This is a genomic window from Rothia sp. HMSC069D01 (genome assembly GCF_001810135.1).
Classification (GTDB): Bacteria; Actinomycetota; Actinomycetes; order Actinomycetales; family Micrococcaceae; genus Rothia.
Window position 1 is genome coordinate 92949 of the sequence record NZ_KV800099.1, and the last position, 12906, is coordinate 105854.

At 60.6% G+C, this 12906-nt stretch carries 10 protein-coding genes, 1 tRNA gene and 1 riboswitch; of the genes, 8 read left to right on the forward strand and 3 right to left on the reverse strand.

Annotated elements, in window-relative coordinates; genetic code table 11:
• Nucleotide 1 precedes the first annotated feature (1 nt).
• A complete protein-coding gene (locus HMPREF2710_RS04295) occupies nt 2-706 on the reverse strand; it encodes a response regulator transcription factor (RefSeq protein WP_070599698.1) in 705 nt (234 codons plus the stop codon).
• Between the two features lie 74 nt (nt 707-780).
• A complete protein-coding gene (locus HMPREF2710_RS04300) occupies nt 781-1053 on the reverse strand; it encodes a hypothetical protein (RefSeq protein ID WP_049340923.1) in 273 nt (90 codons plus the stop codon).
• A gap of 141 nt (nt 1054-1194) precedes the next feature.
• On the opposite strand from HMPREF2710_RS04300, the gene HMPREF2710_RS04305 reads away from it, so the two are divergent.
• From HMPREF2710_RS04305 to HMPREF2710_RS04315, 3 genes are all read left to right on the forward strand, one after another.
• Nucleotides 1195-1956, forward strand: coding sequence for a DUF3027 domain-containing protein (locus HMPREF2710_RS04305; RefSeq protein WP_070542971.1), 762 nt, complete (start codon nt 1195-1197; stop codon nt 1954-1956).
• Between the two features lie 223 nt (nt 1957-2179).
• Nucleotides 2180-2884 (forward strand): iron-dependent transcriptional repressor DtxR, encoded by a 705-nt coding sequence (locus HMPREF2710_RS04310; protein ID WP_070599702.1) that lies wholly within the window; start codon nt 2180-2182, stop codon nt 2882-2884.
• 699 nt (nt 2885-3583) lie between these two features.
• Nucleotides 3584-3743: riboswitch (cyclic di-AMP (ydaO/yuaA leader) on the forward strand.
• A complete protein-coding gene (locus tag HMPREF2710_RS04315; RefSeq protein ID WP_070599703.1) occupies nt 3744-4457 on the forward strand; it encodes a C40 family peptidase in 714 nt (237 codons plus the stop codon).
• A gap of 182 nt (nt 4458-4639) precedes the next feature.
• Here the strand turns inward: HMPREF2710_RS04315 and HMPREF2710_RS04320 are convergent, their stop codons facing one another.
• A complete protein-coding gene (locus HMPREF2710_RS04320; protein ID WP_070599706.1) occupies nt 4640-5656 on the reverse strand; it encodes a DUF4031 domain-containing protein in 1017 nt (338 codons plus the stop codon).
• A 177-nt stretch (nt 5657-5833) separates the two neighbouring features.
• Here HMPREF2710_RS04320 and HMPREF2710_RS04325 point away from each other — a divergent pair.
• The 5 genes from HMPREF2710_RS04325 to HMPREF2710_RS04345 all read left to right on the forward strand — a co-directional run bounded on the left by HMPREF2710_RS04325 (nt 5834) and on the right by HMPREF2710_RS04345 (nt 12803).
• Nucleotides 5834-5906, forward strand: a tRNA-Arg gene (locus HMPREF2710_RS04325).
• A 179-nt stretch (nt 5907-6085) separates the two neighbouring features.
• Complete coding sequence (locus tag HMPREF2710_RS04330) at nt 6086-9067, forward strand: UvrD-helicase domain-containing protein (protein ID WP_070599707.1); 2982 nt, start codon at nt 6086-6088, stop codon at nt 9065-9067.
• Nucleotides 9068-9528: 461 nt separating this feature from the next.
• Nucleotides 9529-10695 carry an ADP-forming succinate--CoA ligase subunit beta gene (gene sucC / locus HMPREF2710_RS04335; RefSeq protein ID WP_005504561.1) on the forward strand — a complete coding sequence of 389 codons (1167 nt, stop codon included), beginning with the start codon at nt 9529-9531 and terminating at the stop codon, nt 10693-10695.
• 29 nt (nt 10696-10724) lie between these two features.
• Entirely contained in the window at nt 10725-11642 is a 918-nt protein-coding gene (sucD, locus tag HMPREF2710_RS04340) for a succinate--CoA ligase subunit alpha (protein WP_005504562.1), read from the forward strand.
• Between the two features lie 234 nt (nt 11643-11876).
• Nucleotides 11877-12803 carry an amino acid oxidase gene (locus tag HMPREF2710_RS04345; protein ID WP_070599709.1) on the forward strand — a complete coding sequence of 309 codons (927 nt, stop codon included), beginning with the start codon at nt 11877-11879 and terminating at the stop codon, nt 12801-12803.
• The last annotated feature ends 103 nt before the right edge of the window (nt 12804-12906 follow it).

Below are 12906 nucleotides of genomic sequence, written 5' to 3' on the forward strand. Positions count from 1 at the left end.
GTTAGCCTCGAGAACCGCGAATCATGTAGCCCACACCGCGCTTGGTGTGGATGAGCGGCTCGTGGTTCTCGCGGTTGTTGTCAATCTTGCGGCGCAGGTAGGAAATGTAGGACTCGACGATGGAGGAGTCACCGTTGAAGTCGTACTCCCACACGTGGTCAAGAATCTGCGCCTTGGACAGCACGCGGTTGGCGTTGAGCATCAGGTAGTGCAACAGGTTGAACTCGGTGGGGGAGAGGTCAATCTCTTCGTCACCGAGGAACACTTCGTGGGTGTCCACGTTCAGGGTCAGGGAGTCTACGCGCAGTACGGCGTCATCCTCTTCCTGGACGCTGCGGCTACGGCGCAGAATGGCGCGGATGCGGGCGATTACCTCGTCAAGGGAGAAGGGCTTGGTGACGTAGTCGTCGCCGCCGGCACCCAGACCGGTCACCTTGTCCTCGGTGGCGTCCTTCGCAGTCAGGAAGAGCACGGGGGTGGTGGTGCCGTTTTCGCGTAGGCGGCGGGTCACCTCGAAACCGTCCATGCCGGGCATCATGACGTCCAGGACAATGAGGTCGGGGTTTTCGGCGTGTGCCTTTTCGAGGGCTTCGCGGCCGTTGCCGGCGGTAACTACTTCAAAACCGGCGAAACGCAGGGAGGTGGCGAGCAGTTCAAGAATATTGAACTCGTCATCGACGACTAGGAGTTTTGCTTCAGTAGACATACTCTATCTTTCTCTCTGAATGGCAGGCTGTACTTGATAAGTGAATGATGTGTGTGAGCTTGCGGCTCAAATCTTTATGCCTTGTTGCGGCGCATGACCGACAGGATGAGTGCGGCCATGAGTGCAATAAAGGCGACGGGTAGGAGGACCAGCGGAATCTGGCTCATGAGGGCGGGCGGCGTTGCCCCAACCCACTTCATCACGAGCATGGCAACTCCGGTGAGCAGACAAAGCAGGGCGAGAATCGCGCCGCCTGCACCGAGCCAGCGGATGGCTCCGGCGTAGGGCAGGGGTGCAGGGGTCTGCTCTGCAGCGTTGTGCTTATCCTGTGCGGGTTCATTACTCATGGATTTAACGGTATCAGCTCACACACAGCTGTTCGTGGGCGAAGCCCCAGATTCAGCGGTTTGAGACCCAAATTCACAGCGTATGTGAAGCTTGGGGCGGGCGCCGCAATGTTTGCGCACGCGAGATGCTTTAATAGGGGTATGTCTGAACAGGTTATTGAACTGCTCCCCGAAACTACGCCCGCTACTGACGCGCCTGCAGAGTCCGTTGTGCCTTCTGCCGCGCCTGAGAGCGCTGACGAGGGTAGCGCTGTACCTGCTGAGACTCAGCCCTCCGTGAACGCTGAGGAGCCTGAGGTGGCTGAGACGCCTGCTGAAGAATCTGCTTCCGAGGAATCCGCTACCGAAGAAACTGAACAGAACGAAGACTCCACCCCCGACCCCTTCACCCCGCTGGATGAAGAGGTAGGTGTCCCCTCCCTGGGTGTTCCGCACAAGCTGCGCCGCACCTCCAAGGTGGATGAGATTCTTGCCGCCGCTAAGGACGTAGCGCTGCAGGGTGTGCGAGAGATCGCCCCGGCACACGCTATCGGTCTGGTTCACCACGTGCGCGCCGAGGAAGAGCGCCTGAGCACTCACCTCTTTGAGTGCACCCTGCCCGGTTACCGTGGCTGGTTCTGGTTTGCTACCCTCTCGCGTGCGCCTCGCTCCCGCGTGGCAACGATTTGCGAGGTGGGTCTGCTGCCCGGTGATGATGCGCTCATCGCTCCGGATTGGGTTCCGTGGGCTGACCGTGTTCGCCCGGAAGACCTGGAGGAGAACGCTGCGCAGGAGAACGCAGAGTCTGATGCTGAGAAATCTGCTGAGTCCGGTGAGCCCGTAGAGAACAACTCGGCGGAGAGTGAAACCGCGCAGAACGCTTCTGCTGCAGAGGAAACTGCCGAGGCTGAGTCCGCAGAGTAGAGCCTACTATCCACTCCTCTTAATAAGGGGTGGGCTAACAAAATGTATATATAAGGTGTTGTATTGAGTCGTCCAACGGTTATTGTTGGGCGACTCAATGACTTAAGCCAATGACTTAAGCCGTGGCAAAAGCCGCTGAAAAAGTACATAATAGATTATTGAATAAGTAACGACTTAGGCAGTGCTATCTAAGCACTGTTGCGGTGATAGCTGGGAGAGATATATGACAGACCTCATCGATACCACAGAGATGTATTTGCGCACCATCCTCGAACTGGAGGAAGAAGGCATCGTCCCCATGCGTGCGCGCATCGCTGAACGACTCGAGCACTCCGGCCCGACCGTTTCCCAGACCGTGGCACGCATGGAGAAGCATGGCCTGCTCACCGTTGAGCCGGATCGCCACCTCGAACTGACTGAGGAAGGCCGCCGGAAGGCGGTTAAGGTGATGCGTAAGCACCGCCTGGCTGAGCGCCTGCTCTCCGACATTATTGGTCTGGAACTTGAGTACGTGCACGAAGAGGCATGCCGCTGGGAGCACGTCATGAGTGACAAGGTGGAGAAGCGCATCCTGGGGATGCTCAAGGATCCCAAGTTCTCCCCGTACGGTAACGCTATCCCCGGCCTGGAGGACCTGGGCCACACTAGCGAGAAGAATGATGAGCGCACCGTGCCCATGTCCCTGGCTGCACGCGACTCCGGTCCCGAGGATCGTTTCACCATTTCTCGCTTCCCCGAGTCCATTCAGACTGACGTTGAGCTGCTGAAGCTGCTGGCTGACGCAGGTATTGTCTACGGCGCTTCGGTGTCCGTGGTTGCTGGCCAGAACGATGACGTGATTGTTCACGCCGATGGTGAAGAGGACACCCTCTCCCTGGATATGGACGTGGCAAACGCAATTGTGGTCAAGCGCGGTGGCAGCCTCTAAGCTCCAGCTTTGAGAGTCTACTATCCCGCTTCACGCTTTAAATGGTGGTACCGCCTTCTTACTTGAGGAGGCGGTACCACCGTTTTTTGTGCCGTTGACTCCCCGGGATCCGGCACTGTCTTAGATAGTGGATGATTTAGCTCAAGAATCGGCGCAAAATGCCGTATATAAGGGAAGAAACGGACAAAAGCGGAGGAATGCGGCGTATTCGGGCTACAAAAGGTGGGCTAAGCGACGTATATCAGTAGTTCAGACTACCCTCACGTGAGCGAGCATATACTCCTCTCTTAACTTTTTGGCAACTGCGCTTGAGTGCATTTTTCGCGTTTTTCGCTTAAATCTGAGGTTAAAACTGAGAGACACGCCGGTTTCTGAGCGGGTAATGGGCGCAAAATCTTAAGAGACGAGGCTCATTTTTAAGAGTTTTGAACCATGCCCTTAAGGGGTGGTGGTGCATTAAAAGCGAATGTGCATCCTTGTGAAATGCCTAGTCAAACGCCTTAAGTTGCTTAAGCATCCGCAGATAAACGAGGTTCTGGTCGTTCAAGCTCGCTCCGTTCCTCCGGGGGTGAAAGCTCAAAATTTAAGTTCGATTGAGGTGACAACTGGGAGTTTTCTGTGTATTCTCTTTTCTGTGCCCAAATCCTAATCGTAAGAGGGCACCGTCGAAGCGGTTCCGCTGAGTTCTGCCAACGCTTCGATGAACGTCTACCCAATATGGCAGAAGCGGGGGACCCAATCCCCAAGCTGGGATACGGCTTCTCAATCGAGAGGCCTCGGGGCTAAGTCACTTCGGTGGCCGAGCGAATCCATGCTCGAGTCCGACAGCTCACCTCGTCAGGCAATGGAGGAATTACCAATGGCTAACAAGATCGTACGTACCGCAGGCGCAACCCTCGCAGCAGGCGCAATCCTGCTCGGCTCGACCGTTCCCGCGAACGCATTCGCACAGATCCCCGCTGCAGCTGACCTGTCCTACGACTACACCAACTACGAGTTCGACTACACCAGCTACAACACCCCCGCAACCACCTACGTTGCACCCCAGGCTCAGGCACAGCAGACCTACGTTGCACCCGCTGCAGCTCCGGCACCCGCAGTTGAGACCTCCTATGTAGCACCCCAGGCTGAGGCACAGCAGGCTTACGTCGCTCCTCAGGCTGAGGCACAGCAGGCTTACGTTGCACCCGCTGCAGCTCCGGCACCCGCAGCTTCCTCCGCTTCCACCGGTAACGCATCCCGCGACGCAATCGTTGCAACCGCAATGAGCGGTCTGGGCGGCTCCTACGTTTGGGGCGGCAAGACCTTCGGTGCATGGGACTGCTCCGGCTTCACCTCCTGGGTTTTCGCTCAGCACGGCATCAAGCTGACCGCTTTCACCTACGCAATGAAGAACGAGCTGCGCCCGACCGCTAACCCCCAGCCCGGCGACATCGTCTTCCAGAACGGCTACAGCCACGTTGGTATCTACCTGGGCGACGGCAAGATGATTTCCGCTCTGAACCCCAGCTACGGTACCCTGGTGCACCCCACCTCCTGGATGTCCGTTGACGGCTACTACACCGCTCTCTAAGCCTTAGTGCATAAGAGCTGGGTCTAGCCCAACATACTTCTCAAAAGGCGCCTACCCCGCACGGGGTGGGCGCCTTTTGCGTACCCGAGATTTGCGTACCCGAGAGATTCCATGAAAATACCGCCGAGAGCGCACCTTAGTATGGGCGCATTCTCGGCGGTATGTGTTTTAGATGTATGCGGCTAGGACGCGAGAACCTGCAGAAGCCCCTGCGGGTCCTGCGCCCACTCGCTGAGCTCAGCACGCAGATTAGCCCGCGCGGGCTCCTCCCAGAGCTGCAGACCCTCCTCGGAGAGGAAGATGCGCTTACGCCCCAGGATCGAACGCAGGAAGGTCGTACGACCGGTACGGAACGCTTCATCGTCACAATGGGAGTACTCGCTACGCACCCCGCGCAGGTAGCGGCGGTAGCGTGCCGAATCAGCCGCCAGGATAGCCATATCGGCGTCGAGAAAGAGCTCAATATCAGCCGGTTCATAGCCCGCCGGTAGGTCGGCAGGCTCGGGAAGCTCGTGGGTTGCCGTGGCGCGCACCAGAAGGCTCACCATCTGCAGCTCGTGCCCGGTGAGTAGGCCCGCGGTAACCAGCGGTGCCAGGGAGGCGCTCGCCAGCTGCTCGCTGCGACGCTCATCCTCACCCGGTGCGCCCTCATAGACTGCGTCGTGGAACCACGCCGCCAGAATCAACGCCAGGGGAGTAGAACCTGCCTGCGCGCGATGTGCGTAGAGGCGGTCCAGGTCGGTGAGCATCTGCGAAAGGTGCCCGCTGTGGTGGTAGGCGCGGTGCGGCTGCTCCCACGCCTGCAGCAGGCTCTCGCCCAGTTCCGCCACCTGCGCCGTGAGTTGAGCCCGCAGCTCGGCAGGAACCTCCATGCGCTTGAGACGGAGCGTAAACGCTGCCTCCCAGGCGCGAAGCAGACGCGGGCGAATCTTCTCGGGGCGCTCCTTCAGGGGAATGCGCAGACCGCTCGCAATGAGCGTGCGAGTCAGCTGCGCGCCGCTGAGCTCCTTCGCGCCCGCCCGTACTAGATCCTCGTAGAGGTGCGCCGGAACGTCGTAGTGGTCGCGGTCGAAGGCACGCTCACTGATGCCCGCCGCCGCGGCGAACTCGTGTAGTTCCGTCAGGGACACATCCGAAATGAGGTGCGAGAAGACGGTGCTGTGCGCGGGCCAGACGGGCGGGTCAATGTAGATGCTCATTCGTACATTGTAGGAGTGGTTCTGCCGCCGGGTGCGGGTGTCCTCAGGCGGTGAACACGGGTCGGTGAACGCTGGCTGGGACCGGGGGTGGGCACGGTGCGATTACCGGTGGATGCGGGCGGCTTGTCGTGGGCTGTGCCGACCTGCGGTGCGGGGTGCTTTATACTGGATAGGTACGCCCTCGTAGCTCAGGGGATAGAGCACTTCTCTCCTAAAGAAGGTGTCGGACGTTCGAATCGTCTCGGGGGCACACAGAACCGGCATTCACCCCGGTACAAGAAACCGCCCGTCGCTTGCATTAGCAGGTGCGGGCGGTTTTCTTATCTTTGCTCGAATGAGAGGGCGACGGATGACCGAACGGGTGGGAGCCGCGAAGCAAATGCGGTAGCATGGAATATCGAACGTGTATTCTAGGCAGCGAGGTAGACGATGAGCGACAAGCCCGAACAGCAGAAGCAGCCCTTCACCGAACAGGACGGCCTGTTCGCCGCCGAACTCGTCACCCCCGCAGCACCGGTAGACCCTGCACCAGTGGACGAGCCGCCCTTCGACCCCTACTACGACGTACCCCCTGCCGAGGACGACTATTACGCCCCTCCCATGGAAGCCGCAGTGATGGATGCCCCGGTGATGGAGGCACCCGCACAGGACGTACCCGCCGCCCTGCCCACCGGCATGCCCGCCTACGGTGCCCCTGCTACCAGTGCGCCCGTTCCTGAACCCGGCGCACCCGCAGCCTTCACCGCCGCAGACCCGCTCGGCGACTTCATGCCACCCGCCTACCGCGTCGGCGGCTACGGCGAGGACTTCGACCCCGCCGACCCCTACGGCGAACGCACCTATAGCCTGGGCGCCGTAGACCCTACCTCCCTCACCGCAGGGCTCAACGAACGCCAGGAAGAAGCCGTGCTGCACTCCGGCTCGCCCCTGCTCATCGTCGCGGGCGCCGGCTCCGGCAAGACCCGCGTGCTCACCCACCGCATCGCCTACCTGCTCGCAACCCACCGCGCGACCCCCGGCCAGATCCTCGCCATCACCTTCACCAACAAGGCTGCCGCCGAAATGCGTGAACGTATTGAGGCGCTGGTCGGCCCGCGCGCCAAGCACATGTGGATCTCGACCTTCCACAGCTTCTGCGTGCGCGTGCTACGCCGTGAGGCCGCCGCCCTGGGTCTGAAGTCCACCTTCACCATCTACGATTCGACCGACTCGCAGCGCCTGCTGAGCCTCATCATTAAAGAGCTCAACCTGGACACCAAGAAGTTCACCGCCAAGGCCGTGGGCAACCGTATCTCTGCGCTGAAGAATGAGCTGGTCAGTGCCGAAGCGTACGCATCCCGCGTGGCGAGCGATAACCCGTACGAGAAGACCATCTCGCAGATCTACACCGTCTACACGCAGCGTCTGGGCGCCGCCAACTCCCTCGACTTTGACGATCTGATTGGCCGCACCGTCTTCTTGCTCAAGAAGTTCCCCGAAATCGCGAACTACTACCGCCGCAAGTTCCGCCACATCCTCGTGGACGAGTACCAGGACACCAACCACGCCCAGTACCAGCTGGTGCGTGAACTGGTCGGCGCCCACACGAAGGCACCTGCTGACCGCGGCCCCTACCCGGATGCCGTGCCCCCCGCCGAGCTGACCGTGGTCGGTGACTCCGACCAGTCCATCTACGCCTTCCGCGGCGCGGATATCCGCAATATTACGGACTTCGAGAAGGACTACCCGAACGCCCACACGATTCTGCTGGAACAGAACTACCGTTCCACGCAGAACATTCTCTCCGCGGCGAACGCGGTCATTGAACGCAACCCCGATCGTCGCCCCAAAAAGCTGTGGACCGCCTCCGGCGCGGGCGCGAAAATCATCGGTTACGTGGCCGAATCCGAGCACGCCGAGGCACGCTTCATCACCCGTGAAATTGACCGCCTGGCGGACGAGCACGGCGTGCAGCCCGGTGACGTTGCCATCTTCTACCGCACCAACGCGCAGTCCCGAACCCTCGAGGACATGCTCATGCGTGCCGGCCTGCCCTATCGCGTGGTCGGTGGTACCCGCTTCTACGAGCGTAAGGAAATCAAAGATGCGCTCGCCTACCTGCGTGCCCTGAGCAACCCCGATGACGACGTGAACGTGCGCCGCATCCTGAATGAGCCCAAGCGCGGTATCGGGGCCAAGTCCGAGTCCGTGGTGGCCGATTACGCGACCGCTCACAGCATCTCGTTCTTTGCTGCCGCCCGCCAGGCCGCCGATGTTCCGGGTCTGGGTGCCGCCGCGGTCAAGAAGTACGCCGAGTTCGTGCGCCTCATGGATGACCTGGCGCAGATTGCCCGCACCGAACCGGCCGCAACCTGCCTGGAGGCGGTCCTGGAGCAGACCGGGTACCTGGCGGCTCTGCGCGCCTCCAAGGACATTCAGGACGAATCGCGCGTGGAAAACCTCTCCGAGCTGCTTGACGCCATGGTCGAGTTCGAGACCGAGAACCCCGGCGCCGACCTGGAGCAGTTCCTCGAGCACGTGGCCCTGGTCGCCGACGCCGACTCGATTCCGAACCGCCCCGCCAGCGCGGAGGGTGAGAGCGCCTCCGCTGCGCAGATTGCCGCCGAGGCCGCCGAGGCGAAGGCCCAGGGCATGGTCACCCTCATGACCCTGCACACCGCCAAGGGCCTGGAGTTCCCCGTGGTGTTCCTGACCGGCATGGAGCACGGCCTGTTCCCGCACCAGCGCGCCCTGACCGATGAGAAGGAGATGAGCGAGGAACGCCGCCTGGCCTACGTGGGTCTGACCCGCGCCATGGAGCGCCTGTACCTGACCCGCTCGGAGACCCGCACGATGTGGGGCAAGAGCCAGTTCAACCCGCCCTCGCCCTTCCTGGAGGAGATCCCGGAGGAGCTCATTGAGTGGAAGCGCACCGCGGGCTTCTCGGGTTTCGGTGCCTCGGGCATGGGGGCATACGGCGCTCGCGGCGGTGGCTCCTATGGCGGCAGCTCCTACGGTAGCTCGTACGGTGGCGGCTATTCGGGTGGTTCCCGTTCCGGCTACGGTTCCGGCGGCTACTCGGGTGGTTATGGCTCGAGCGGTTACAGCGCCGGTAGCTCGCGCGGCTCATACGACCCCTACGAGTCCCGCCCCGCACGCCGTTCTGAGCCGTCCACCGCGGATATCAACGGCTCGGCAAGCTACGGGCTGGCGGCGGTTGCCTCCTCGAAGGTGACGAACCGTTCCCGCGTGCATCAGAGCAAGGAAATCCCGACCCTGGCGGTCGGCGATACCGTGCGCCACACCAAGTTTGGTGAGGGCCGCGTGCTCGCCGTTGAGGGTAGCGGCGATAAGACCGTGGCGAAGGTCCGTTTCGGTTCGGAAGAGAAGCGCCTGCTGCTGCGTTACGCGCCGCTGGAGAAGGTGAGCTAACGCGTCAGGCGTGCGAACCTAACAACGCCGATGGAGGGGCGGGTACCTGAGGGTGCCCGCCCCTCTTTTATGTGCTGTATCGGGCGTGTTGTCCGCCTGCTGAGAAGGTGGCCGGGGCTTTGCAGAGCACGGCGGTAAACGCCGCATTTTCGCCGGTATTTCGCGGCGGATGGGGGAGCGTTAGCTCGAGTTAGTTACCTGGTGCACTGCCTTTGGGTGGAATGTACCCAAAATATTTGTGAGCTGAGTCGCTAAAATCTCAGATTTGGGGCTCTGTGAGTGCGAGCTCACGCCGAATCCGATAGAGTAGAGACGAGAGAAATTCCCCGCGTCAATGATGCGTGTGCGCCGGGTGCGAGAGACCCCTATCGCACCGTACTGACCACACGGGGGAACCTCCTCTAATGAGACCAGGCCGAGTGCACCAGTACTCGGCACCACTTCGAAGAAGAAGGACACCTGTGGACCTTTTCGAATACCAGGCGCGCGAGCTCTTCGCAAAGCACGGTGTACCCGTGCTCAAGGGCATTGTTGCGACCACCCCTGAAGAAGCAAAGGCAGCAGCTGAGGAAATTGGCGGCCTGACCGTCATTAAGGCTCAGGTTAAGACCGGCGGCCGCGGTAAGGCTGGCGGCGTTAAGCTCGCAAAGTCCCCCGAAGAAGCTTACGAGCACGCTAAGGCAATTCTCGGCATGGACATCAAGGGCCACACCGTTCACCGCGTGCTGGTCGCTGACGGCGCAGACATCGCCGAAGAATACTACTTCTCCCTCCTGCTGGACCGCGCAAACCGCTCCTACCTGGCAATGTGCTCGGTAGAAGGCGGTATGGAAATTGAGCAGCTCGCTGCTGAGCGCCCCGAGGCACTGGCAAAGATCGAGGTTGACCCGCTGGTCGGCCTGGACCAGGCTAAGGCTGAGGAAATTGCTAAGGCAGCAGGTTTCTCCGCAGAACTGCAGGAGAAGGTTGTTCCCGTTCTCGTCAAGCTGGGCGAAGTCTACACTAAGGAAGACGCAACCCTGGTTGAGGTTAACCCCCTCGTTCTGACCCCCGAGGGCACCATCCTCGCCCTGGACGGTAAGGTCTCCCTGGACGACAACGCAGAATTCCGCCAGCCCGAGCACGAGGCTCTCGTGGACAAGTCCGCTGAGAACCCGCTGGAAGCTAAGGCAAAGCAGTTCGACCTGAACTACGTGAAGCTGGACGGCGAGGTCGGCATCGTTGGTAACGGTGCAGGTCTGGTTATGTCCACCCTGGACGTCGTTGCATACGCTGGTGAGAACCACGGCAACGTCAAGCCCGCAAACTTCCTTGATATTGGTGGCGGCGCGTCCGCTGAGGTTATGGCTGCCGGCCTGGAAATCATTCTGGGCGACGAGCAGGTCAAGAGCGTTTTCGTGAACGTCTTCGGCGGCATCACCGCATGTGACGCAGTGGCAGACGGCATCGTGAAGGCTCTGGAGATTCTGGGCGACGCAGCAACCAAGCCCCTGGTTGTGCGCCTGGACGGCAACAACGTTGCTGAGGGTCGCCGCATCCTCTCCGAGGCGAACCACCCGCTGGTTGTTCTGGCTGAGACCATGGACTCCGGCGCTGACAAGGCAGCAGAGCTCGCTCACAAGGCGTAATCGCCAGCAAAGGATTTCAAGGAAGTAATATGTCTATCTTTGTGAACAAGGACTCCAAGGTCATCGTTCAGGGCATCACCGGTGGCGAGGGTACCAAGCACACCGCACGCATGCTCGCAGCAGGCACCAACATTGTGGGCGGCGTGAACGCTCGCAAGGCTGGCACCACCGTCACCCACAAGGCGAAGGACGGCTCCGACATCGAGCTGAACGTGTTCGGTTCCGTAGCTGAGGCTATGGAGAAGACCGGCGCGAACGTCTCCATCGTCTTCGTTCCCCCGGCCTTCACCAAGGCAGCAGTTCTCGAGGCTATCGAGGCTAAGATCGGTCTCGTCGTCGTCATCACCGAGGGCGTTCCGGTTCAGGACTCCGCAGAGTTCTGGGCAGCCGCTAAGGCATCCGTGGACGAGAACGGCAAGCAGATCACCCGCATCATCGGCCCCAACTGCCCCGGCATCATCTCCCCCGAGGAGTGCCTGGTTGGTATTATCCCGGCGAACATCACCGGCAAGGGCAAGATCGGTCTGGTCTCCAAGTCCGGTACCCTGACCTACCAGCTGATGTACGAACTGTCCGACATTGGTTTCACCACCGCTATCGGTATTGGTGGCGACCCCATCATCGGCACCACCCACATCGACGCTCTGGAAGCTTTCGAAGCTGACCCCGAGACCGAAGCAATCGTCATGATTGGTGAGATTGGTGGTGACGCTGAGGAGCGTGCTGCAGAGTACATCAAGGCAAACGTGACCAAGCCCGTCGTTGGTTACATTGCAGGCTTCACCGCTCCTGAGGGTAAGACCATGGGCCACGCAGGCGCTATTGTCTCCGGTTCCTCCGGTACCGCTCAGGCGAAGAAGGAAGCTCTGGAAGCAGCAGGCGTGAAGGTCGGTAAGACCCCCTCCGAGGCTGCAAACCTGATGCGCGAAATCTTCGCAGCGAAGTAAACAGCATAGTATTGCGGCAGATGCCGGTAGTCGAAAGACTGCCGGCATCTGCGCTTTTAACGCCCCTCTAACGCTAGCAAATATTGCACTAGAAAGTAAGATTGTGCACATAGTGCCGCAAAAAGATGTAAGTATGACCAGAACCTTTGTATACTGGAGGGCGTTGAGCCTAGTCAGAATCATTTTCTGGGCGGCTCCAAGAAACACCACCACTCACAGGAGATCACCACACTCATGACCCAGCCCATCTCTCGCCGCACCATCGCCAAGGCAGGCGTCTGGTCTGCACCCGTCGTCGCAGCCTCCGTAGCAGTGCCCGCCTACGCAGCATCCAAGGAAACCCCCGGCGTACAGTACGGCGTGTACGTCAGCGTGCAGAACAACGGCGGCTACGTCGGCTACGCATCCTCCAACAACACCGGCACCATCAACCCGGCAACCCCCGAGGCACACTTCACCGCCTCCGGCACCCCCGACTCCGACATCAACTGGGACGACGCAACCTCCAAGCCCAAGAGCGCAACCTACGTCAACGGTGAAGGTAAGTTCACCCCCGTCACCAACTCCCAGACCGGCGCAAACGGCGCATACATGTCCTCCAGCGGCTTCTGGTGGTCCGTACCGACCAAGGACACCGCAACCGGCACCGGCTACATCCCCGGCAGCAGCGTCACCCTCGCAGCTGGCGCAACCTTCGTGACCGAGGTTGAGTACACCGTCGCCGCCAGCGCACAGTCGCTCCTTAAGTTCGGTAAGATCAACGGCCAGGCATGGGCCCCCTCCGGTCGCAAGCTGACCGGTAAGACCACCGAACTGGTAGCCTCCGCAGGCCAGGCAAAGTACCTGTCCGTCGCACAGACCGCTGGCACCTGGACCGCAGAAGTACCGACCATCACCCAGAACTCCGACGGCACCTACACCTTCAAGGGTCGTATCGTCTACACCACCAGCAAGGCGTACACCATGAAGCAGTCCGGCACCAAGTACTACAGCCAGACTAACTTCATGCCGGCGCAGCTGCGCTTCCCGGCAAACGACGGCTGGGTTTCGTACAAGCAGACGTCCAGCGTGCAGGTCGCTAACCTGACCTACTCCGGCAACGGCGCGACCGGTTCTGAGAGCGTTTCCGGTCAGGCCACCACCGCGGAGATTCACCCGTAATAGGGCTCAGCCCGTAGTAGGGTAACCCCTCATGCAGGGTACGGACGTATAGAAAACCCCCGGCGTGTGATTGAACTGCCTCCCGTTTCTTGGACAACAAAAC